The 23,434-nt window shown below is 62.2% G+C and carries 21 protein-coding genes; 7 read left to right on the top strand and 14 right to left on the bottom strand.

Features of this window, described 5'->3' with window-relative positions:
• Nucleotides 1-803: 803 nt before the first annotated feature.
• From ADJ70_RS02010 to ADJ70_RS01990, 5 genes are all read right to left on the bottom strand, one after another.
• Nucleotides 804-1,703, bottom strand: coding sequence for an SPFH domain-containing protein (locus tag ADJ70_RS02010; protein WP_050343031.1), 900 nt, complete (start codon nt 1,701-1,703; stop codon nt 804-806).
• Nucleotides 1,704-1,814: 111 nt separating this feature from the next.
• On the bottom strand, nt 1,815-2,639 hold the full coding sequence (locus ADJ70_RS02005) for a TIGR02452 family protein (RefSeq protein ID WP_050343029.1): 825 nt from the start codon (nt 2,637-2,639) through the stop codon (nt 1,815-1,817).
• Between the two features lie 106 nt (nt 2,640-2,745).
• Complete coding sequence (locus ADJ70_RS02000) at nt 2,746-3,759, bottom strand: aspartate-semialdehyde dehydrogenase (protein ID WP_050343028.1); 1,014 nt, start codon at nt 3,757-3,759, stop codon at nt 2,746-2,748.
• A 26-nt stretch (nt 3,760-3,785) separates the two neighbouring features.
• On the bottom strand, nt 3,786-5,159 hold the full coding sequence (locus tag ADJ70_RS01995; RefSeq protein ID WP_050343027.1) for an aspartate kinase: 1,374 nt from the start codon (nt 5,157-5,159) through the stop codon (nt 3,786-3,788).
• Nucleotides 5,160-5,163: 4 nt separating this feature from the next.
• Entirely contained in the window at nt 5,164-6,294 is a 1,131-nt protein-coding gene (locus tag ADJ70_RS01990; protein ID WP_050343025.1) for a homoserine dehydrogenase, read from the bottom strand.
• A gap of 103 nt (nt 6,295-6,397) precedes the next feature.
• On the opposite strand from ADJ70_RS01990, the gene thrC reads away from it, so the two are divergent.
• From thrC to ADJ70_RS14410, 6 genes are all read left to right on the top strand, one after another.
• Nucleotides 6,398-7,882, top strand: a complete 1,485-nt coding sequence (gene thrC, locus ADJ70_RS01985; RefSeq protein ID WP_157051353.1) for a threonine synthase — start codon at nt 6,398-6,400, stop codon at nt 7,880-7,882.
• Complete coding sequence (gene thrB, locus ADJ70_RS01980) at nt 7,879-8,826, top strand: homoserine kinase (protein WP_050343021.1); 948 nt, start codon at nt 7,879-7,881, stop codon at nt 8,824-8,826. Before thrC ends, thrB begins: the two co-directional genes overlap by 4 nt.
• A gap of 717 nt (nt 8,827-9,543) precedes the next feature.
• Nucleotides 9,544-9,771, top strand: a complete 228-nt coding sequence (locus ADJ70_RS01975) for a hypothetical protein (protein ID WP_050343019.1) — start codon at nt 9,544-9,546, stop codon at nt 9,769-9,771.
• Nucleotides 9,771-10,715, top strand: coding sequence for a YhcG family protein (locus ADJ70_RS01970; protein WP_050343017.1), 945 nt, complete (start codon nt 9,771-9,773; stop codon nt 10,713-10,715). Before ADJ70_RS01975 ends, ADJ70_RS01970 begins: the two co-directional genes overlap by 1 nt.
• Nucleotides 10,684-11,109: an Eco57I restriction-modification methylase domain-containing protein gene (locus ADJ70_RS14415; RefSeq protein WP_172674427.1), complete on the top strand. Its 426-nt coding sequence runs from the start codon at nt 10,684-10,686 to the stop codon at nt 11,107-11,109. Before ADJ70_RS01970 ends, ADJ70_RS14415 begins: the two co-directional genes overlap by 32 nt.
• Nucleotides 11,096-11,683, top strand: a complete 588-nt coding sequence (locus tag ADJ70_RS14410) for a hypothetical protein (protein WP_050343014.1) — start codon at nt 11,096-11,098, stop codon at nt 11,681-11,683. The genes ADJ70_RS14415 and ADJ70_RS14410 overlap by 14 nt, the downstream gene beginning before the upstream one ends.
• A gap of 384 nt (nt 11,684-12,067) precedes the next feature.
• Here ADJ70_RS14410 and ADJ70_RS01955 read toward each other — a convergent pair whose 3' ends face one another.
• From ADJ70_RS01955 to rho, 9 genes are all read right to left on the bottom strand, one after another.
• Nucleotides 12,068-12,778, bottom strand: coding sequence for an ABC transporter ATP-binding protein (locus ADJ70_RS01955; RefSeq protein WP_050343012.1), 711 nt, complete (start codon nt 12,776-12,778; stop codon nt 12,068-12,070).
• A complete protein-coding gene (locus ADJ70_RS01950; RefSeq protein ID WP_050344695.1) occupies nt 12,779-13,591 on the bottom strand; it encodes an ABC transporter ATP-binding protein in 813 nt (270 codons plus the stop codon).
• Nucleotides 13,592-13,754: 163 nt separating this feature from the next.
• A complete protein-coding gene (locus ADJ70_RS01945) occupies nt 13,755-14,891 on the bottom strand; it encodes a branched-chain amino acid ABC transporter permease (RefSeq protein ID WP_083443742.1) in 1,137 nt (378 codons plus the stop codon).
• Nucleotides 14,892-14,901: 10 nt separating this feature from the next.
• On the bottom strand, nt 14,902-15,777 hold the full coding sequence (locus tag ADJ70_RS01940; protein WP_050343010.1) for a branched-chain amino acid ABC transporter permease: 876 nt from the start codon (nt 15,775-15,777) through the stop codon (nt 14,902-14,904).
• 125 nt (nt 15,778-15,902) lie between these two features.
• The gene (locus ADJ70_RS01935; protein WP_050343008.1) at nt 15,903-17,108 is read right to left on the bottom strand and encodes an ABC transporter substrate-binding protein; all 1,206 of its coding nucleotides are present in this window, start codon (nt 17,106-17,108) and stop codon (nt 15,903-15,905) included.
• Between the two features lie 139 nt (nt 17,109-17,247).
• Nucleotides 17,248-17,658: a VanZ family protein gene (locus ADJ70_RS15605; protein WP_371256207.1), complete on the bottom strand. Its 411-nt coding sequence runs from the start codon at nt 17,656-17,658 to the stop codon at nt 17,248-17,250.
• 64 nt (nt 17,659-17,722) lie between these two features.
• Nucleotides 17,723-18,448 carry a hypothetical protein gene (locus tag ADJ70_RS14405; protein WP_157051351.1) on the bottom strand — a complete coding sequence of 242 codons (726 nt, stop codon included), beginning with the start codon at nt 18,446-18,448 and terminating at the stop codon, nt 17,723-17,725.
• Between the two features lie 333 nt (nt 18,449-18,781).
• Entirely contained in the window at nt 18,782-19,354 is a 573-nt protein-coding gene (locus ADJ70_RS01920; protein ID WP_050343001.1) for a hypothetical protein, read from the bottom strand.
• A gap of 287 nt (nt 19,355-19,641) precedes the next feature.
• Entirely contained in the window at nt 19,642-21,648 is a 2,007-nt protein-coding gene (gene rho, locus ADJ70_RS13945) for a transcription termination factor Rho (protein ID WP_083443739.1), read from the bottom strand.
• A gap of 538 nt (nt 21,649-22,186) precedes the next feature.
• Here rho and ADJ70_RS01910 point away from each other — a divergent pair.
• Complete coding sequence (locus tag ADJ70_RS01910) at nt 22,187-23,383, top strand: MraY family glycosyltransferase (RefSeq protein ID WP_050343000.1); 1,197 nt, start codon at nt 22,187-22,189, stop codon at nt 23,381-23,383.
• The last annotated feature ends 51 nt before the right edge of the window (nt 23,384-23,434 follow it).

Genomic DNA, 23,434 nt, shown 5'->3' with positions numbered 1-23,434 from the left:
CGGGCGCAGAATGCGCTTTTCCGTGAGCCGTCGGGTGGACCGGGTCACAGAATGCGCTTTTCCGTGAGGCGACGCCGCGTTTGCGCAGGTGAGGAAAAGCGCATTCTACGGAAAGGCGCATTCTGTGTGCACGCCCTCACGGAAAAGCGCAGTGTGCGTGACTGTTCGCATGCAGAATGCGTCTTTTGGTGAGGTGCGCGATCAGAGCGCGCTTTTCCGTCACGTCTCCCCTCCAGAATGCGGTTTTTGGTCACGCCGCTGGCGCAGAGTGTGCTTTTCCGTGAGAGTGACGATCCCAGAATGCGCTTTTCCGTGAGCCGTCGGGTGGACCGGGTCGCAGACTGCGCTTTTCCGTGAGGCGACGCCACGTTTGCGCAGGTGAGGAAAAGCGCATTCTACGGAAAGACGCATTCTGGGTGCACGCCCTCACGGAAAAGCGCATTCTGGCTGCGGACCCTCACGGAAAAGCGCAATTTGGTCAAGAAGTCACGAGGGGCACGATCCAATCCTCGCGAAGTGAGTGAATCACTCACTTCATCAACCTGAAGTGAGTGATTTTTCGGCCCCAAGGCACTACAGTTCATCAAGGTAAACTTACATATGCGCAGGTAGAAGACTTACTGAATAAAAGATCGAAGTGAGTGATTCACTCACATCGCGTTCATGATGTGAGTGAATCACTCACTTCGCGTACATGGTGTGAGTGAATCACTCACATCGCGTTCATGGTGCGGGTGAATCACTCACATCGCGAGAACTGCGAGCGCTACGATGTGCGCAGCTGAGGACCGCTCACTTCTACCCTACCCCTTCTCGTGTTCGCTCGCCTTCTGGGCTGTGAGCATCTGGGCAAAGACGTCCCGATCGTAGTCCGACGGCAATACGATAGTCGAGGCGTCGTTCTTGCTGATATCGACCATCATCTCGGTCCACTGCGAGAACATAAACAGACTGTTAGCCTCGTCACTGGTGACACCGCTATCGCGGATGGTGTCAAGCGACTCCTTGATACCCTCGGCGATGGCCGTCCGCTGCCGCGCAATGCCCTCGCCACGAGCACGCATGGCCTCTGCCTCAGCCTGTGCCGCGATGACCGTCTTCTGGCGGGCGGCATTGGCGTCGTTGGTCGCGCTCTCGAGGTTGTTCTTGGAGGCAACGATGCGGTTCATCGACTCCTGGACCTCCTTGGGAAGCCGGATGGCCGTGATGAGCGTCGCGACAACAGTGTAGCCATAGGCGAGCATCTTGTCTGCAACCGAGTGGTCGATGGAACTCGCGATGGCCTCCTTCTCGATAAACACGTCCTCGAGGCTGCGGGCGGGGATCTCGGAGCGCAGCGCATCCGCAAAGTAGTCCTTCATCTGGCCGACGGGATCGGTAAGGGTATAGATGCATCGATAGACGCCGGATTGGGTAATGTCTGCAGCAGGCGAGCCGTCGACGCGAAACTGGATGGAGACGTCGAGCTCGATGGTAACGTTGTCCTTGGTCTTGGCGTCAAAGGTCATGCGCTCGTCCTGCGTCATCATGCTGATGATCCTGACCTTGTCGATGCCGGGGATCTTGAAGTGAAGTCCGGCGTTGGCGATTCCGCTGAACCTGCCGAGCCGCTCGATCGCGGCACAGTGCTGCTGCGGGACCACGTAGAGCCCACCTCTGAGCACGATGACGCAGATGAGAACGATGACGACGAATGCAAACATTGCCCCTCCCCTTCATAGGACCATACGGGCGCGCCCTGGCACCCGATGACAGGACAGTCACAGCCGGACCAAGACGCGCGAGCGTCTATTCTAGCGCACGGCTTGGCCTCGTCAATCCGAAGGTGAGGTCCTTGTGGGGACAGACGTCACGCCCGCAAATGCCTCCTCAAAGGCTGCAAGGTTGGACCCCCCGGGAATCGCAAAGACGACCCGCTCGAACGCGCCCGGGTGCTCCTCCAGCCACGAGAGAAAGGCCTCGCTCGCCACCTTTGGGTCATTTCGGAAGGCACCGCAGCCAAGGGCCCCCGTGATCGCGGTCTGCACGGGCTCGTCGCTCGCCGTCGCCATGAGGTCCATCGCAAAGCGTGCGCGCTCGCCCATCACCCTGTCACAGATCTGCTCGCTGACGCCCCAGGTCATCATGGCCCGACCCTTAAAGGGTGCCGCGACCACCGCTACGTCCACCTTCGCCGCCACGTCCTCATCGCCTGAAAAGAGGAGGACGTCCGGAACGTAGAGCCCCCGATCGTAATAGAGGTCATCGTTATGGTCGGAGCGATTCGGCTCGTAGAAGTCATCCCATCGGGCGTCAAGCGCCGGGTAGAGCGATGAGTGGGCACAGAGAGCCTCCTCCTGGGCCTGTGCACCCGAAAGGAAGCCACCGCCTGGGCTGAGGTAGGAGGCAAAGTCCAGAAGGCAGACCCTCTCGCCCCGCCGAGAGGCCTCGATCGCGGCACTCGCGGTGTCGGTGCTCGCGATCTCTATGGTGGTCGTCGCCCAGCGGGCCTCGACCTCGGGCAGGGCGCTCCCCTCCACGATACGCGTCAGACCGATGCTGCGACGCAGCGCGCCCGCGTGCCGCTCGGCAAGCATGTCCACCCGCCACTTTGCATACGCCCTGCACTCAGCCGCGCTCTTCCGTCTGTGACATGCCATGATGAGAACCTCCTCGTGAGTATAAGCGTAGCGGTAGGTCACGCGCCGGGGCTCCCTGTCGCGCGAACTGTGCCCCCCAGCGCTCCCTGCACCTCCCTATACCACCCTATAGCAGGTGCTCCGCTATCTGGACAGCGTTCGTGGCGGCACCCTTGCGGATCTGGTCGCCAGCACAGAAGAGCACGAGCGCGCTTGCTCCCTCCGGCGCGGAGAGATCTCGCCTGATGCGGCCCACGAACACCAGGTCCTGACCGCTCGCCTCGAGTGGCATGGGGTAGCGAAGCCTCGCGGGATCGTCCACGAGCTTGACGCCAGCCGCCCCTGACAGGATCTGGCGCGCCTCGTCGGGCGAGATCGGGCGCTCGAACTCCATCGTGATTGACTCCGAGTGCGAGCGAACGATGGGTACGCGCACGCAGGTGCAACTCACGCGAAGCTCGGGCAGGTGCATGATCTTGCGTCCCTCGTTTTGCAGCTTCATCTCCTCGGAGCTGTAACCCTCCTCGTCAAAGCCCCCGATCTGCGGGATCAAATTGAAGGCGAGCGGGTAGGCAAAGGGATCGGTCGCGCCGACCTCACGTCCGTCCACATGGGCCCTGACCTCGCGCTCGAGCTCATCGAGGCCGGGCTTGCCAGCGCCTGAGGCCGCCTGGTAGGTGCTCACGACGAGCCGCTTGAGCTGCGCCCGCAGGTGGAGCGGCCACACCGGCATAAGGCCGATGATCGTGGCGCAGTTGGGGTTCGCGATGATGCCTGCGGGATGATTGGCTATGTCGGCGGCGTTAATCTCAGGGATGACCAGAGGCACGTCCTTACGAAGACGAAAGGCATGGCTGTTGTCCACGCAGACGGCACCGCGCCTCACAGCCTCGGGGAGAAGCTCTTGTGCCTGGGCATCGCCCGCCGCGCCGAGCACGATGTCGACACCCTCGAAGGCATCAGGCCGAGCCTCACGCACGACCACTCGCTCACCTCTGAAGGCAAGCTCCTTGCCCACCGAACGGGCACTTGCCAGGCACACGAGTTCGCGCACGGGAAAGTCCCTCTCCTCCAGGACCCTCATCATCTGCGTTCCCACGACGCCCGTCGCACCGAGTATCGCCACCACCTTGCCTGCCATGTCCTGCTCCTTTATCTTATGTCATCTTATGTCGCACGTCTTGCGCCTGTCGGCTGTCCCTCGCCCTGCTGCGGGATCTCGACCATCTCGCCCGCCACGAACTTGTCGTAGATGCACGTGATGGCCCGCTCGAAGTCGGCGTTGTTGACACCCAGTATGATAGAGATCTCCTGCGAGCTTTGGGTGATCATGCGGATGTTAATACCCGCCTCGCCGAGCACGCCGAAGACGCGCCCCGAGGTGCCCGCACGCCGACTCATGTTGCGACCGACAACCGAGATGAGCGCAAGTCTGTCCACGACGTTGATGCTGTCGGGCTTGAGCTCCTTCTGCAGGTCATGCACGATAGAATAGATGCTGTCCTGGACGTCCGCACCGTTAACCACGATGCCAAAGGAGTCGACGCCCGTCGGGATGTGCTCGACCGAGACCCCATAGTCCTCAACGACCGTGAGCGCCCTGCGGACGATGCCGACCTTGGAGGACATGTGCGCCTTCTGCACATGGACGGCGAGGAAGTCCCTCTTGCCGGCGATGCCCGTGATCAGGTGCTCACGGGCACCGTCGGCGGCAGTCTCGCGTATCATGGTGCCGCGCTTCTCGGGCTGGTTCGTGTTCTTTATCTGGATGGGGATCCCCACCTCGCGCACCGGGAAGATCGAGTCCTCCTGCAGCACCGAGGCGCCCAGGTAGGAGAGCTCGCGCATCTCGTCGAAAGTGATGCGGTGGATGGTGCGCGGATTGTCCACGATGCGGGGGTCCGCCGAGAGGAAGCCCGAGACGTCAGTCCAGTTCTCGTAGAGGTTCGCATCGATGCAGCGGGCAAGGATGGCACCCGAGATGTCCCCACCGCCGCGATCGAAGAGCTTGACCGTTCCGTCGACCGTCGAGCCATAGAAGCCCGGCAGCACGAAGTCGCCCAGGCGCTGGACGGCCTCGCGGATACGAGCCTGCGTGCGCTCGAGGTCGATCTTGCCGTCATGGTGAAAGATAATGACGTCGCGGGCGTCCAGGAAGGGCTTGCCAAGGTACTCTGCCATGAGCTGCGCGGTGAACCACTCGCCGCGCGAGACGACGTACTCGGGCGAGCAGCTCTGGACCTGATCGATGAGCTCGTCGAAACGCTCGGCCACGGGAAACGCAAGTCCGAGTTTCTCGGTGATGTCAAGATAGCGCCTCCCTATCTCTCTGAGGAGGCTCGTGCAGTCGACGTGGTACTTGATGTGGGCGTTTACGAGGAGCAACAAATCGGTGACCTTGTTGTCGTCGCTGAAGCGCCTGCCTACGGCCGAGACCACCACGAAGCGGCGGTCCGGGTCACTCTCGACGATGGCCTTAACCTTCCTGAACTGCTCGGCATCAGCGACGCTCGAGCCACCGAACTTTGCGACCTTGATCATGCACCTACGCCTCCTTGGGGAGCGCCGCCATGAAGCTCGCCGCATCCTCCTCGCACGCCCGCTCAAGGAGCCGACGCGCCTCCTCTGCCGTGACGTCGTGAACCACGACTGCAGCTGGACCGAAGGGACGCGCACCCTCGATGGTAGCCCTCGTGCGGAGCACATAGTCTGCTCGAAGCAGAGACGCGTCGTAGCTGAGGTCAGCGGAGAAGTCGTAGTGGGGGCGTCTCCCCTCGCAATAGTCAATCACATCCTGCACGATGGCGTTGCCGGTGGGCAGCATGCCGGCGCCCTGGCCATAGAACTTCAGCTCGCCCACCGTGGTCCCGACAAGGCTCACGAGGTTGAAGTTGGAGGGTACGTGTGCCTCGAGGGTGTCAGACGAAAGTGCCACGGGCTCCACGGCCACAGCGTAGCGCCCATCCCGCAGGACGCCCCTCCCCAGGAGCTTCACGGTTCGGCCGTGCGCGGCGAAGAGGTCGATGTCGGCCTTGGTGATGGTACGAAGCCCCGTCACGGGAAACTCGCTTGTGCAGGCGCAGCCAAAGGCGACGCAGGCCGCGATGAGGGTCTTGTTCTTGACGTCGATACCGTCGATGTCAGCGGAGGGGTCCCTCTCGGCAAAGCCCTGCTCCTGAGCCCTCTTGAGAGCCTCGTCGAAGTCCGTTCCCTGTCTGACCATCGCGTCGATGATGAAGTTGGTGGTGCCGTTCATGATGCCCGAGAAGGACGTCACCTCGTCGATGCGGCGGACCTTCTCGATGGAGGCTATCCAGGGAATGCCGCCCCCGCAGGTGGCCTCGATGAGCAGGCTCGCACCCGTAGACTGGGCACATGCCGCAAACTCCTCGAAGTGTGCCGCGACGACGGCCTTGTTGGAGGTGACGACGGACTTCCCGGCGCCGAGCGCGTCCACGATGAAGCTCCTCGCGGGCTCAAGGCCACCCATGCACTCCACGACGAGCTCTATCTCTGGGTCCTCGACGATATCCTCGAAGCGAGAGGTCATGCGCGGGTCCGTGAGGCGCTCGGGCAACTCGAGTATGCGGGCCACCTCAACGCCTCGTACGCGATTTGTGATGATGCGGTCTACTCCCTGGCCGACGGTGCCGTGGCCGAGAAGGGCAATCTTCATGTCAGTCCAATCGTTGCATGTGTGTGACGGCTGCGCCGCCCCCAAGGGAACAACGGTATGATACTTGACACACGCCCACTGTAGAATGACAAGGAGCGCAGAGGTGAAAACGTTCTATCACAGCACACGCAACGGCGGCGAGCCTTTAACGAGCAAGCAAGCGATACTGAGAGGCATCGCACCCGACGGGGGACTCTACGTATCCGACCAGCTCGGCGAAGAGACGCTCGACATGGCCGCAATGGTCAACCAGGACTACCACGAGACGGCCCAAAAGGTGCTTGCGACGCTCATCCCCGACTACTCGACCGAGGAGATCGGCTCCTGCGTGAGAGACGCCTACGCCGAGAACTTCGATACGCCCGCCGTGGTGCCGCTCACACCCTTGGGCAGCGACTGGCTGCTCGAGCTCTCCCATGGTCCCACCTGCGCCTTCAAGGACGTGGCACTCCAGCTGCTGCCACACCTGATGTCGGTCGCGAGGGGCAAGAGCGAGCACAGGATCATGATCGTGACCGCGACCTCGGGGGACACCGGCAAGGCCGCTCTGGCGGGATTTGCGGACGTCGAGGGCACGGGCGTCACGGTCTTCTACCCCGAGGGCAAGGTATCCGAGATACAGCACCTGCAGATGACCACGCAACTTGGTCGCAACGTCGCCGTGTGCGGGGTCGAGGGCACCTTCGACGACTGCCAGACGCAGGTCAAGCGCATCTTTGCCGACACGGCGCTGTCAGAGAGGCTCCACGGGAGGGGCGTCGCCCTCTCGAGTGCCAACTCCATCAATGTTGGTCGTCTCGTCCCTCAGGTCGTCTACTATGTCGACGCGTATGCCCAGCTCGTGAGGAGTGGCGCCATCAGCGTGGGCGATGCCGTCGACTTCTGTGTACCCACGGGCAACTTTGGCGACGTGCTCGCCGGCTACTATGCCAAGCGACTCGGCCTTCCCGTCGGGCGGCTCATCGTGGCCTCCAACACCAACAAGGTGCTCACCGACTTCCTCAAGACGGGCAGCTACGACCGTCGCCGCGACTTCGTGAAGACGATCTCCCCCTCGATGGACATTCTCGTCTCTTCCAACTTCGAGCGCATGCTCTACTACCTCACGGACGGGGACAGCGAGCGCGTGGGAGCCTGGATGGCCGAACTAGCCACGCAGGGCGTCTACTCCATAGGCGACGAGCTTCTCGGGCGCCTGCGCGAGACCTTCTACGGCGAGTTCGCGACAGACGACGAGACGCGAAGGACCATCCGCACGACCTGGGAGGAGGAGCACATCCTCATCGACCCGCATACCGCCGTCGCAAAGACCATACTCGACCGGCATGAACACAACGGGAGGATGCGCGTGTGTCTCTCGACCGCCAACCCGTACAAGTTCCCCGCAGACGTGCTCGCGGCGCTCGGCCACGACACGCAGGGTAAGGACGACTTCGCCTGCATGGACGAGCTCCAGAGGCTCACAGGTATCGCGGCGCCAAGACAGCTCTCGACGCTCAGGGGTGCTCCTGTCATGCATGACTCGATCTGCGCCAAAGAGGCGATGGCGTCCTTTGTCGAGAGCGCGACGGCAAGGATCTTTCGGTGAGTCGCCAAGGCGCGACCAGCACGTCGAGCGCACAGCTCGCCCGCGACACGCTCACCGTCGAGGTCCCGGCGACCTCGGCCAACGTGGGCGTGGGCTTTGACTGCTTGGGCCTCGCGCTCGACCTCATGGCCCGCTTCTGCTTCGAGCCGGCGGACGAGCTTCTCATAGATGGCTGCCCCGAGCGCTTCAGGGGGCAGGACAACCTCGTCTGGACGAGCTACCTGGAGGCCTGTCGTAGGCTCTGCAGCAGGCCGCTCACGCCGCACATCACGATAGACTCCCCCATCCCCCTCTCGGGCGGCCTTGGGTCGAGCTCTGCCTGCGTCGTCGCGGGCGTCGTGGCGGCCCAGGAGCTGAACGGGGCTGGCCTTGATGCACGGCAGGCGCTTGACATCGCCTGCGAGCTTGAGGGACACCCCGACAATGTCGCACCGGCCATCCTCGGCGGTCTTGTAAGCTCGTTTGTGGATCAGGGCCGCGCCCACCCCGTGCACCTGGACGTCGCACAAAACGTAAGCTTCGTCGCGATCGCGCCTCCCTACGAGGTCCGCACCGCTGACGCGCGCAGGGTCATGCCTGAGCAGGTCTCGCTTAAGACGACGGTGTGGCAGGTGGGGCACTGCGTGGCCGCTGTACACGCCCTCGAGCAAGGTGACCTTGAGCTCTTCTCGGCAGCTTCGCGCGACAGGCTCCACGAGCCCTTTCGCGCACGCCTGATCCCCGACTACGAGGCCCTGCGCCGTACCGCGCTCGCGGCAGGGGCAGCGGCGTTTCTCATCAGCGGCTCGGGCTCGACGATGCTTGCCGTCTGCGATGGCCGCCCTCTGGCCGAACATGTCGCCGCATCCGTAGAGGGCATGGTCGAGAACCATGTTGATGGCCTCTGGGTACGCGTCCTTAGCAGCAGCCCCGCAGGCGTTCGCGTCCTTCGCGAGCACCCGTGAGCGTCACAAGGCGCCAGCACCCAAGGCGGCCGCCTGGCGCTGATTACATGAGTGGGCCCAGAGACGTTCCGGGTACTATCGGCTGGATGATGGTCTCGGGGGGCTTCGTGAGCGTCGCTGCCGACATATGCAGGCACGTGCGGGCTTGGGACTAATAGCACGCGCGGGATGACCTTGCTCCGTCAGCTGGCGCGAAACGTGCCTGAGTGTGTGACGGACCTCGAGGCGGGAGGCCAGCCGCTCGGCCTCCCTTGGCGGGGACGTCTCGCAGGGCGACCCCACAGGATGCGTGCTCGAGTTGTCCCGGACCAGGACGATCCCCCGCCTCGGGGAACAGGTCGTCCGACACCCACCGCAGCGTCTCGGCCTTGCCGCCTGTCCTGGCGTTTCCCGGCCCGCCGTGCGCCTTGCGCGCGAGCACGCCGTCGAACCCTCCCCGACTGGCCTTCCCGTGGGCAGCGACGCAGGAGTGTACACAGATCGGCTAAAACGGCCTCTCGGGGCCGTTTCGGGGCACTTGTGTACACTGTTGCGACTTGCGGGATCGTTCGAGCGGCCATGGCGACGCAGGAGTGTACACAAATCGGCAAAAATGGCCTCTCGGGGCCGTTTCGGGGCGTTCGTGTACACTGTTGCAACGCGATTCGCCAAGGCAGCGACCCACACAAACCCCCGAAGAGCCTTATCACATTCTAACTATTGTATCCGAGCAGGGCCATGAAGCGCTCCGGACTCGTCGAGGGCGGGGCCAGCGAGGCGCAGATCCAGGGGTTCCTGGCCGAGGGCGACCAGACGGCAAACACCTTCCGTGTACCCAGGAACCTCAAGGAGGCAGCTTCCGAAGCCGCGAGGCTGAGAGACGTCAGCTTCTCCGCCTTCCTGTGCTCGTGCGTGATCGACGAGCTCGCCTCCGGGAAGCGCATGGCACGAAAGAGAGGCGGCTGATGTCGGCTGATCCCAAGCACATCAACAAGACGGACGGCACCGGCTACCTTGACCAGGCCGCTAAGGTCGTGCGCAACGCGAGGAGCGCGGCGGCCCGCTCCGTAAACCTCGCCATGGTCTATGCCTATTTCGAGGTCGGCCGCATCGTAGTCGAGGAGGAACAAGCCAGCGATGCCCGGGCGGAGTATGGCGGACAAGTGCTCACGCTAGTCTCAGAGCACCTCACAGCCGAGTTCGGACGTGGCTTCTCCAGAACAAACGTGGCGCAGATGCGCCAGTTCTACCGTGTCTACGCGCACGATGAGATTGTTCAGACGGTGTCTGAACAATTCGGAAGCAAGCCCCCATACAAGACGACTGACAGGAAGTTCTTCCTGAGCTGGTCACACTACCTCAGACTCATGCGCACCGAGGATGCGGGCAAGCGGCACTTCTACGAGATCGAGGCGACGCGGGGCGGCTGGAGCGTGAGGGAGCTGCAACGGCAGCTCGACAGCAGCCTGTACGAGCGCCTCGCGCTCAGTCGTGACAAGGACGGCGTGCGACGCCTGGCCGTGGGCGGCCAGATCGTGGAGACCCCCGCCGACGCGATCACAGATCCCTACGTGCTGGAGTTTCTCGGACTCAAGGAGGAGACGAGCTATTCGGAGAGCTACCTGGAGACGCGCATTATCGACCACCTGCAAGAGTTCCTCCTTGAGTTAGGGCGCGGATACGCCTTCGTGGGCAGGCAGCAGCGCCTCACCTACGAGGAGGACCACTTCAAGGTAGACCTCGTGTTCTACAACCGGCTCCTGCGCTGTTTCGTGCTCTTCGATCTGAAGCTTGGCAAGCTCATGCACCAGGACATTGGGCAGATGCAGATGTACGTACACTACTACGACCGCGACAAGTTGCTGGGGCGGTACGTCTGTGGGTTCATCCACCTTGGCGAGCCCGGGTGAGGTCTTCCGCATAAAGTTCGACGTCATCATCGGCAACCCGCCCCACCAGCCGAGCGACGGCGGCAACGACGCCTCCGCGATGCCCACCTACCAGAAGTTCGTCGGGCAGGCAAAGAGGCTCGACCCCCAGCCCCTCGTCATGATCACCCCGTCGCGCTGGTTCTTTGGCAGGCGTGGGCTTGGCGCACACCGCTCCGGGATGCCCCACGACCGGCGCATCAGGAAGCTCGTGGGCTACAGGGACGCCGGCGAGCGCCTCCCCGGCGTGGACCCGTCCGGCGGTGTCTCCTACCTCCTCTGGAAGCGGGACTACGACGGCGACCGCACCGTCGCGAATATGAGGAACGGCAAGGGCAGCGAGCGCCATCGCGACCTCGGCCGTGAACACGGGTAACGAGATGGACGAGGGCGACCTGCCCATCGTGACCCAGTTCTACCTCTACCTCTCGGGCACGCCCTTCCGGGCCCTCAACTCCGGCGAGTTCATCGAGGAGCAGATCTACAACTGGACCTACTCCGACGAGCAGTCAGCCAAGGAGACCTGGCCCTCCGAGCACCCCGGCAAACCAAACCCCTACGAGGCGCTGCCCCGCGTAGTGATGCTCACCTACCAGATGCCCGACGAGATCCGCAAGGTGAACGAGAATGCGGGGCCCGAGGAGAAGGTGAGCGAGTTCATCAACTTCCTGTCGGTACTGGCCTACGACGGGAGCACCATGCAACCGGTGAGCGCGACCGACATCCTGGACATCGCCATGGCCGGAACCCCGACGACGCTCCTGGCCCGGCGCTGGGAGGGCGCGCCGCTCGTGAACGTGGAGAACGACACCCTGCGGCGCATCATGGGCAACGAGGACGCCATGCGGGCGCTCATGAGCATCGAGGGCTTCCGAAACCTCAACGAGGACATCGAGACCATCATTACCCTGAGTCCCCGACACCTCCTTAGCCCACAACCGGCAGTCTGATGGTGTCCCGGTCTGGCCCGGAGCGCGCCGTCAGCGAGGCCCTCTGCCCAGACTGCGCTTTTCCGTGCAGTCAGGCCCCAGGCCGAGGCCTGCGGACCCTGGCGCAACCCCCCCCGCAGCCTGGCGGGGGGTTGCTCGAGCGCGTTTGCCCAGTTGGGCCACTCTTCATAGTGCCCCGCAGGCTGGCGGGGGGGGTTGCGCCCCGCGTCTCCCGGGCGGCAACGTGACGGAAAAGCGCAGTCTGCGCTGTTTTGGTTCAATAAGAACTGAGCAAAAGGGACTGCGCAGTTCTTATGAAACGTTCCACTCGAAAGGACGGGTCAGGCGTGAAGCACAGCCAGGTCGCCTGGGGCCCGGCCCCACCGGCCCAAGGAGGACAGGCTCCTACCCGCCCAAGTAGGCCCTCCTCACGTCATCGTCGTGCAGCAAGTCGCCACCGGTCCCCGTCTTTGAGATCGTGCCCGTCTCGAGGACGTAGCCACGGTCGGCGATCGAGAGCGCCATCGAGGCGTTTTGCTCCACGAGCAGGATCGTCGTGCCCTGTTGGTTGAGCTCCTTGATGATCGAGAAGATCTCATCGACCAGGATCGGGGCCAGGCCCATGGAGGGCTCGTCGAGCATCAGCAGTCTCGGCCTGCTCATGAGGGCACGTCCCATGGCAAGCATCTGCTGCTCGCCACCTGACATCGTGCCCGCTGACTGTCCGGCCCTCTCCTTGAGGCGCGGAAAGTGCTTGTAGACTATCTCGAGCGTCTCGGCATTTTCCGCATCCGTTCGGGTGTAGCCGCCCATATCGAGGTTCTCGGCAACCGTGAGCTGCGTGAACACGCGCCTGCCCTCGGGGCAGAGCGCAATGCCCCTCTGGACTATCTTGTGGGGCCTCGTGCCCGTGAGGTCCTCCCCCTGAAACTCAACCTGCCCGCTACTTGCCTTGTTAAGGCCTGCGATCGTATTCAGGGTGGTTGACTTTCCCGCACCGTTCGCCCCGATCAAGGTGACGATTTCACCCTCGTTGATCTCGAAGGATATGCCGCGCACAGCCTTGATGGCGCCGTACGAGACATGCAGGTCCCTGACGTTCAGCAGCGCTGCCATCTAGCTCACCCCCTGCTTGCCCAGGTAGGCCTCGATGACCTTCGGATCCCTCTGGATCTCCTCGGGCGTGCCCTTGGCGATGATCCTGCCGTAGTCGAGCACACCGACGACCTCACAGATCCCCATCACAAGACTCATGTCATGCTCTATCAGAAGGATCGCGATCTGAAACTCGTCGCGGATCTTCTGGATGTTGCCCATGAGCTCCTCGGTCTCGTTGGGGTTCATGCCGGCGGCGGGCTCGTCGAGCAGCAGCACCTTGGGATGGGTCGCCAGGGCCCGCAGGATCTCGAGCCTGCGCTGGGCGCCGTAGGGAAGCCTGCCTGCCCGCTCGGATGCGAGCTCGCGCATACCAAAGATGTCGAGCAGCTCGAGGGCCCGCTCGTGGAACTGCCGCTCCTGCCTCCAGTGCTGCGGCAGACGCAGCATGTCCGTCAGAAGGTGCGTCGACATCGAGTTCGTGAGGCCCACGAGCACGTTTTCCTCCACCGTCATCTGGTCGAAGAGGCGGATGTTCTGGAAGGTGCGCGCGATGCCCATCTTGTTGACCTGCACCATCGACTTGCCGGCCGTGTCATACCCATCGAGCAGAACCGTGCCGCGCGTCGGCCTGTACACGTTGGTAAGCAGATTGAAGATCGTGGTCTTACCGGCACCGTTGGGACCGATGATACCCGAGATCTCCGTGCGACCGAGGGCGATGGAGAAGTTGTCCACCGCCGTCAGCCCGCCAAAGTCGATGCCCAGGCGCTCTGCCTGCAGTATCGGCATACTACCCAGATCACGCTCGGGAATGAGATTGGCCGTCTCCATCTGGACGAGGATGGGACGCTTCCTCCTCCGCCTGGCTATGCTCCCCGTGGCGTCTGCTGAGGCCGTTTCGTCGCCGACCGCACTTTTGGCCGCACCCTTGGCGACGGAGTCAAGTGCCTCTCTTGCGGCATGCTTGAGCTTGGCGGTCGTGGCGGCTCCCATGCTAGGCATCGCCTTTCACCCCCTTGGCTGCAGTCCCATCCTTCCAGGGGAGCCTGCCTCCCATGACGTTTTCTATCCAGCGCGAGAGAGAGAAGTCATAGGCACCCAAGAGACCCTGCGGACGAAAGATCATAACCAGGATCAAGACGATGGCGTAGACGACCATACGGTAGTCCGCAAACGCGCGGAGTGCCTCAGGCAGTATGGTAAGCACCGTGGCCGAGATGGTGGAGCCGAGCATAGATCCCATACCGCCCAAGACCACCATGACCAGGATCTCGATTGACTTCATGAAGCCGAACTTGGCGGGCTCCATGACCCCGATGCAGCCCGCGTAGAGCGCGCCGCCCACGCCCGCGAAGAAGGCCGAACTCACGAAGGCGAGCGTCTTGTAGTAGGTAACGTTGACGCCCGAGGCCTCTGCCGCGATCTCGTTGTCACGGATGGCGAGGATGGCCCTGCCGTGACGCGACTTCATCATGGTATGGATCAAGAAGAGCGAGATGGCCACTACGACGAAGGTGTTCATGAAGCTCGTGTAGCTTGGGATGCCTGTGAGGCCCTTGGCGCCACCCGTCAGCTCGAAGCCCACGACGCCGTCAATGTTGAGCATGACGACGCGGATGATCTCGGCAAAGCCGAGCGTGATGATGGCCAGGTAGTCACCCTTGAGGCGCAGCGCCGGCACACCTATGATGATGCCAGCGACGGCGGCCATGACGCCACCAAAGAGGACGCCGCCCACGAAGAGGGCGCAAGCCGCAGGCGTGGCGGTCACGAAGTCTCTCATGCCGACGCCAAGGACGGGCATGAGGCGCATGATGAGGATGGAGCAGGAGTAGCCTCCTATTGACATGAACCCGGCATGGCCGAGCGGCAGCTGTCCCAGATAGCCAGTCGCGACATTGAGCGAGACGGCCATGATGATGTAGATGCCCACCTGCTCGAGCACGCCGGTCTGATAGCGGGTGATGACAGCATTGCTGATCAAAAGCTGGCCGAGCAGGATGGCACCTAAGGTCAGGAGCGCGTTGATCGCGTAGCGCGCCGGCATGGGAAGCCCCCTTTGCCCGACGCCTTCCGTGTCGCTGGCACCAGCCAGCGAGTCCTGCCTCTTGTCCACGTCCCTCTTTTCCATGGTCTTCTCCCTACACCTTCTCGTTCATCGTGCGACCGAGGATGCCTGTCGGCCGCACGATGAGCACGACGATAAGCAGGAGGAACACGATGGCGTCCTTCCAGACCGAAAGACCGATGGCCGAGACAAAGACCTCGGCGAAGCCAACGAGAAAGCCGCCGATGACCGCTCCGGGAATGGACCCGATGCCGCCGAGCACTGCGGCGACGAAGGCTTTGGTACCCAGCATGACACCCATGGTGGGCGAGACCTGCGTGTAGGCCATGGCATAGAGCACCGAGCCGATGCCTGCGAGCGCGGAGCCCAACGCGAAGGTGAACGAGATCGTGGTATTCACGTTGATGCCCATGAGGCGAGCGGCGCCCATGTCCTCCGACACGGCCCTCATGGCCTTGCCGAGCTTCGTCTTCTGGACCAGAAGGGCCAGACCAGCCGTTGCGGCAATCGTCACGACGACGGTCAGGATCGATATGGGTGAGACGCTGACGCCCAAGAGATCGAGCGGGCGAAGGTCGAAATACGGCGGCACCACCTTCGCGTCGGCCCCAAACATGAGCTGTGCGCCGTTCTCCAAGAAGTACGAGACGCCGATGGCTGTGATGAGGATAGAGAGCCTGGGGGCGCTGCGCAGGGGTGCGTACGCGACCTTGTCGATCAAGACGCCCAGCAGCGTGCAGCCCACAATCGAGAGGATGATGGCGAGGGCAGGGTGAAGTCCCAGCTGCGCCATCACAACCCAGGAGATGTAGCCACCGATCATGATGATGTCGCCGTGGGCGAAGTTGAGCAGCAGGATGATGCCATACACCATCGTATAGCCGAGGGCGACGAGCGCATAGATACTGCCGAGCTGCAGGCCGTTCAGCAGCTGCGTCAGAATCGTCATGAACAACACTTCCTCTCTCGTACGCCGATGCGGGCGCGACACGCGCAGGAAACGCAACAGACAAGCTCAAGGCGCCAGAGGCGACTGCCCCAGCGCCTTGTCTGCTCGTGGCTGTGGGCCGCTTCCTACTTCGCTTCTATAGAACTGAATACCTTTTGTGATCCACCTTCGAAGGTGATGATCAGGGTCGGCTTCACGGGATCTCCCGAACCCTCGTACCTGATGGTCCCCGTGACGCCCTCGACGCTCCCGGCCTTCACGGCGTCGATGATGGCCTGCTTGTAGTCCTCGGTGCCCGCCTTCGCCTTGCCCTCGGTCTCGACGGTCTTGATGGCCTGGCAGAGCACCATGGCGGCATCATAGCCGAGCGCGCTGAAGTTACCGGGCGTCTCGCCGTTGTGGGCCGCCTTGAAGTCAGAGATGAACTTCCGGACCTTCTCGTCGGGGTTCTCGGCGACAAAGGAGCAGTCATAGAAGCAACCCTCAAGGTCGTTGGCGCTGGCGTACTCCTCGTCACCGCCCACGATGTTGGACCAGCCGTCCGCCCCGAGGATGGGTCCCTTGTAGCCAAGCTGGCGGGCTTGGGTCACGATGTTGCCGTCGTCCTTATAGTAGTTAGGCGAGAGAATCGCGTCGGGCTTGGTGGCGATGATGGTCGTGAGCTGCCCTTTGAAGTCGACGTCACCGTCGGCATACCCTTGCTGGGTGGTAATGGTGATGCCGTTTGCCTGGGCCTCCTCGACAAAGGCGTCATTGACACCCTTCTCGTAGGCCCCGCCAGAGTTATAGATGGTGCCTACCGCCTTGTAGCCTCGCTCGGCTGCGAAGTCTGCCAGGAGCTTGCCCTGGTAGGGATCGGTGATGCAGGCGCGAAACGCGTTGGGTCCGTAGGTGATGAAGTCCGCAGCCGTCGCAGAGGCCGAGACGATCGGCATGTTGTCATTGACTGAGGTCTGGGCGATCGCAACCGAGGGCGCAGATGTCACGTCACCGATGATGCCGACGACACCGTCCTCGACCATCTTGTTGTAGACGTTCTTTGCCTCGGTGGCGTTGCCCTTCTCGTCTTGGGCGTCGAGCTCGATCTTCTTGCCGTTGGCGCCTCCCTCGTCATTGAACTTCGAGACATAGAGCTCTGCGCCCGCGCGGACGGCAAGACCGTACTGGGCGACGTCGCCCGTGTAGGGTCCCATGATACCGACCTTGATGGTGTCGGAGCCAGCTCCGGAGCCCGACGACGATCCACATCCAGAAAGAATGGATGCGCCACCTATGCCAGCAGCTATGCCGCCGAGCTTGACAAACGTACGCCTATTGAATGTGTGAGCCATCTCGTCCTCCCTGAAAGATAGGTCACCGATCACATTTCTACCAGTGACTGACATCCTATTACCATATCCATTTCCTTCAGTTCTGTATTGGTTTACTGCTGAGATGTAGTGTATTCGTAACACTCTCATTGCTACCCGCCTACCCGCGTGACGCACGACGCCCCCTTTGGCCGTGTGTGCGCAGCGCACATAGCGCACATAGCGCACGCGCGAGGGCATATCCGATGCAAACCCCCGCAAGATCGATGAACACGTCTCTCACAGACCCCTCGCGTCCTGGCACGAACAGCTGGATCGTCTCGTCCACGATGGGTGTCATCACCATGACGACACGCGATGACAGCCAGAGCCGTCTTTCTGGTCGCACTCCGGGCTGGCTGCGGCACAGAAAAAAGGCCAGGACCCCCAGCATCGCGTACTCCGAAACATGTGCGCATTTCCTCACGACGAAGGTCGCGAGTGCGATGTCTGAGAGCCCCAGCCTTTGGAGGAGGGGCAGTGCGAACAATACGAAACGCGTGCTCTCGTTGGCGGAGTCCGTGCCATTCATGAGCGAATGAGCCCAGATGAAACAGACCCACAGTGCCACGAGGATAGCTCTATACAGCAGCCTCCTATGCTGCCACACGAGTGGCCATGTGCTTGGGCTTGCGAACGTCCTCGCCGCCGCTGCGATGGTCTGCGGTCGGTGTGGTGGGAGCAGGTACCTGAGAGGATGTTCCCACATTGGTCCTCACGGCTGCCGCAGGACGGGTCCCGCCTCCCATCTGAGGAGATACGGCGGGCGCTTGCCTTGCCTGCCTCGCGCCGTTGGTGGGCGTACCGCCGGGCGTGCCCGGCAGACCGGACGGAGCCGAAGGCGTCACAGCTCTGGCTGGGACAGCCGCCGGTGAGGCCGTCACAGACGGACGTACAGCGGCCACAGACGAGCTTGCGGCTGCGGCAACAGGAGTGGATGCGCCGAGCGCCGGGCCCGCAGACACGGGAGCAGAGACGGTCGGACGCGCGACGGGGGCCGCATGGGCTCCCTGGTACGCCTCCTCGACAGCTGCGTCCTCCTCATCCACCGCGACCAGCATCCTCTGAAGCCTCATGAGGTCAATGGACGTCATGCCTGCCTCATGCTGCTTGGCCTTGTTCTTGATGTGGTGGGTTGCCGTGGAGATCGACACGTAGGCCACAACCGCAACTGCTGCGGCGATGATCGGAAGCAGCGCGCTTATATCCTCAGAGGAGAGGCCCGCTGTCGATTCGGCCATGGTAATACGGGGAGCCAGAGCCGATGCAAAGCTGGCGGCCCCTATGGCTAACGCCATACCTTTCACTAGTTCCTTCTTCATCTGCTACCTCCATTGCTGCCAATCGTTTCCGCACTCCATATAGGAACACCCATGCCGGGCAACAACATAAGACGGATGGCTGTGGTAGCTCTGTCTTGCAACGGCCTACTTCGTCTTATCTGCATGCACCGTCATCTAAAAATGAGTGATCCTATCCCTCATTTGCTTTACCCTAGCACGTTCTCGAAAGAATGTAAATAAGAAATAGTACAGTTTCTAAATTTTTTTCTAAATACTCGGCATACACCATGCAAGGTCCACAAACGGACCTGTCGAAGACCAAGAGGCGTGCGAACCTCTCGGTAAGCTCTACGTTAGGCGTCCCGTCAGGCATCAAGCGCCCGACAGGACGCCGATAGATGATCTGTTGTTGGTGAGCAGCCTGACATAGGCACTGGTATCCATCACATGGGGCTTGGCGTCCGCCTCATGGGAGCGTATGGGCAGGGTCCTGGAGAGCGTTGAGCCGACACTGTGCTTCGCCCCCCTCCTGCCGGCCGGCCGCCTCGCATGACGTGGCGCCGACGCATCAAAGGGACGGGACGACTGATAGTTGAGCGTAATCGTCTCGTCCATGGCGGCAAGGGCCGCCTCCCATATGTCCTCGTGATCGAGATCGCTGGCCACGCGCTTGGCCGGATAGATTCCCTGGTTGACCTCAGGCACCCGCCTAGCGATGATTCGCGACCTCGCGCGGGCACGGGCCGCTGATGCCCGCTGCCCGCCAGGCCCAAAGGCAGTGCCGACCCGCAGCCCGCCACCTACCTTCGCTGCCCAAGACGGGAGTCCAAGCTGGCCCTTCTCGTACAGCTGCGACGTAGCCCCGCCCCTTGTGTCGCCTGTGCCTCGCGCTGTGACGCCCAGCCGCCTCGCAATGATATCCGCTCTCGAACCTTGTTCTCTCATCTGCGCCGCACCTCCAATGTCCGCCACTTCACGGGCACGCACAGAGGCGACGTCTTCCGTAGCTACGGTTACACTACTCCCATGGGAGGTCTGCGTAAGGCGGCGGGGTACGTGTTATCTGCAAGTGCCGTCCAGCCCTTAAGGATGAGATCCAAGACGGGCTACCTTGTATGATAACACGGACCCCGACAAAAGCAAGTGAGACAAGGCGCACGCCGCCAGTGGCGGGTGCGCCCGAAAGGATGCGGAAAGGATGTGGCCGCGCGGGGGCTCAGGCGATGTACTCGTCAGGCGATGTACTCGTTGCTCTGCTGTGCCTTCTTGGCGGAGCGAATAAGGAACTCCTCGTTGTCACTGGTCGCCCTGAGGCCCTTGACCAGTACCGAGGCAGCACGCTCGACGTTGTTCATGTTGGCGAGCACGCGGCGTATGCCCCATACGAAGGGCTGGATCTCGGACCTGATGAGCAGCTCCTCGTTTCGCGTACCCGACGCGACCGGATCGATGGCGGGGAAGATGCGCCGGTCGGCAAGGTCGCGATCGAGCTTGAGCTCCATGTTGCCAGTGCCCTTGAACTCCTCGAAGATGACCTCATCCATCTTGGACCCGGTGTCGACGAGCGCCGAGGCGATGATGGTAAGAGACCCTCCACCCTCGATGTTACGCGCCGCGCCCAAGAACTTCTTGGGCGGATAGAGCGCCGCTGAGTCGACGCCACCAGAGAGGATACGGCCGCTGGGAGGCTGGGCCAGATTGTAGGCGCGAGCAAGGCGCGTGATGGAGTCGAGCACCACGACGACGTCCTCCCCCAGTTCCACAAGACGCTTCGCGTGCTCGATGACGAGCTCGGAGACGGCCGTGTGGTTTGACGCGGGCATGTCGAAGGTCGAGGCGACGACCTCGCCCTTGATGGAGCGCTCCATGTCGGTGACCTCCTCGGGGCGCTCGTCGACGAGCAGGCAGAGGAGGTGCACCTCGGGGTTGTTCGAGGCGATGGACTGGCAGATCCGCTTGAGCACGGTGGTCTTGCCAGCCTTCGGGGGGCTCACGATAAGGCCGCGCTGACCTTTACCGATGGGGGCTACGAGATCGATGGCTCTTCCCGTTATGGAATCCTTGCCGCATTCCATGACAAGACGCTGGTTGGGAAAGATGGGCGTGAGGTCACGGAAGCGCGGACGCTGCCTCAGCTCGTCGAGAGGGCGACCGTTGACCGTCTCGACCTTCTGAAGGGGTGGATACTTGCTGTTGTTGGAGCGGGCCGGACCAACCGATCCCTTGATCCTGTCACCGGGTCGCAGCCCGTACTGGCGGATGAGCTGCTGGTGCACGAAGGCGTCGTCATCACCCGTCATGTAGTTGCCGGTACGCAGGAAGGCGTAACCCTCGTTCTGGACGTCCAACACGCCCTCAACCGGCCTGAAGCCCTCTGCACGTGCGGCGGCCTCATAGATGGTCTCCACGAGCGCCGCCTTCTTGAGGCCTACATACTCGACACCAAGTTGGGCCGCCTTGCTCCTGAGCTCAGCCACCCTCATGGACGCGAGCTCCTCGCGAGAGAGGCTGGGCTCAAAGCTCTGTTCCTGCTGGTTACGACGGTTTCGGCGGTTGCGGCGGCTGCCACGCTGGCTACCGTTGCCATTTGTGTTGGCGTTGGTGTTTGCGCTACCGTTGGCGTTATTGCCGGGACCGCCGCTCGCAGCTGTGTCATCCTTGCGCTCACGCCTGCCGCGCCTCTGACGTCCTCCCTCGCCCCTCTCGTCCTGGGACTGGGGCTGCCCCTCCTCCAGAGAAGCCTGTCGGGAAACGTCCTGGGCGTCAACACCAGCCTCGCTGGCCTGTGCCCCATCGTCCTGCTCAAAGGTAGGAGAGCTCGCCCTCTTCTTGCGGTGCCTCTTGGGTGCTGCCTCGGCTACGTTCGCGTCGGCCTCGGCAAGGGTGGCTACCGGCGGCTCATGGATGACCGCAGATGCTTGCGTCGCCTCCTGCGTCACTTTGGTCATCGCGTTGACATCCAAGGCGACCTGCTCGCCTTCGCTTTTGACCTTACGGGGGCGACCACGGCGTCGCTTCGGCACTGGCTTTGCTACCTCGACCTCGGCCGGGGTGCTCTTTTCCGATTCGCTTACACCGCTATCGGTTGCGGCTGGCGCCGGATGAGCCGCGCTGACCTCGCTCCCAGCGGCCGCCGGAGCAACGATCCCGGGAAATAGCGTGCTGTCCTGACCGGCAGGCTGTCCGGATGACTCAAACTCCCGCGACTGCTGCATCTCGCTTGTGCCTTCTTCTGCCATGTAGTCCTTCCCTACCTTCTATGAAAGCCGAACTGCAAATCTCAACACTGTCCGCCCAAGGCTCGAGACGCTTCTCCTGCACACCGTGACATCTCGGCTCGCGCCCCCTCAGGGGCCGGCGAGAATGTCTTGTGTACTGTGCGAGAAGCAAAGGATTTCCTGAGGGCCGTACCCTTGCGGCCCCAACATTTCCAAGAGTATACCAATGACTGCGCCCGCGCAAGACGCAAAAGTCGCTCCCTGCAGCCGCGAAATGAACCCACCTTCTCCAGGTGGGTGCCCTCATCGCAAGTTCCAGCTTCCTCAACAACGGAGGATACCTGTACTGATAACGATATGCAGGCTCCCTCAAAACGCTTGTCGGTTCACCCAGTTGTTGCCGCAGGGAGGCGACAACTCCACTATACGTGAGCCAGACACCAATACCAGTCTTGACTTGCACTCATTAATGTTCAAGACTAGAGGGTAGTGATTTTTTCATCAGCACCTGCTCGGGTCAGACGCTTACAGATCACATGCTAAGGGGACGTGCCCTCATATGCCAAGATCGTGGTTAATCCACCTCTGCCTGTTTTTTGCGGCGCTCGTGACAACACTTCTGGTCACGCCCCTCGCAAAGAGGGTTGCCTGGACACTGGGGGCGGTGGACAGGCCGGGCGCTAGACGCATCAACAGGAAGACGGTTCCACGTATGGGCGGCATCGCCGTGTTCATGGGCATCGTGGCGGCCTTCCTCACACAGTATCTAGGCACGATCTTTCTTGGCTGGCCGACGGTGTTTGCCCCCGCTCCGCACTTCTCTAGCATGGACTACCACAGGATCGCCCTGGGCCTTGTCACCATCTTCCTCACGGGAGCCCTCGATGACGTCTTCCAGCTCACGCCCTGGCAGAAGCTTCTTGGCCAGCTCGTCTCGGCAGGCATCGCCGTCTCGGGTGGGCTTGTCATCGGGACGATCGTGAACCCCTTCACGGAGGGTCCCCTGTTCTTGGGTTGGCTCGCCTACCCCATCACGGTCATCTACCTCGTTGCCTATGTCAACATCTTCAACCTCATCGATGGCTTGGACGGTCTGGCGACCGGCATCGCAGGTATCGCCGCGATGACAATGTTCATCCTCTCCGTTCTTGCAGGCAGACACGATTCTGCCGCCTTGGCCATAGCCCTCGTGGGTGCAGCGATCGGCTTTCTCTTCTACAACTTCAACCCCGCCTCGATTTTTCTGGGCGACTCGGGCTCGCTGCTTCTGGGCTACGTGCTGGGCGTAGTCTCTCTACTCTCGGTCACGCGCGTGGCGGGCCTCACCACCATCATCGTCCCCTTGGTCGTGGCAGCGGTACCCATCATCGACACCTTCTCGGCCATCGTCAGGCGAAGTCGCGCCCATGTGAGCATAGGGCAGGCGGACCGTGGGCACATTCATCATCGTCTTATCGACGAGGGATTTAATCAAAGACAGGCCGTGCTGCTCATCTATGGGTGGACGGCGTTTTTGTGCCTTGGCACCTTCGTAATGACCCAGGTAGCCATTCTGCCTCGTATCGCCATCTTCTTCGTGCTCCTCGTGGTGTCGGCTATCCTCGCCAACCAACTCCACCTCTTCAAGCCGGTGCTCCTGCACCACACTAATCCGAAGACGGGCGACGACGAGCTCGTAGACCAGGACAGCCCCGACTTCGAGGAGGCAGAGGAGGAGTTTGAGGAGGAGAGGGCCGGAAGGCGTCACCTGCCGTAGGGGGCGCGAGACGTGTGTATCGGGCGTGGAGATCGTCGGTCGCTTTCGAGT

Source organism: Olsenella sp. oral taxon 807 (assembly GCF_001189515.2).
Classification (GTDB): Bacteria; Actinomycetota; Coriobacteriia; order Coriobacteriales; family Atopobiaceae; genus Olsenella_F.
The sequence above is the reverse complement of the archived record's forward strand: the minus strand, read 5'-3'. Positions and strand labels throughout refer to the sequence as shown.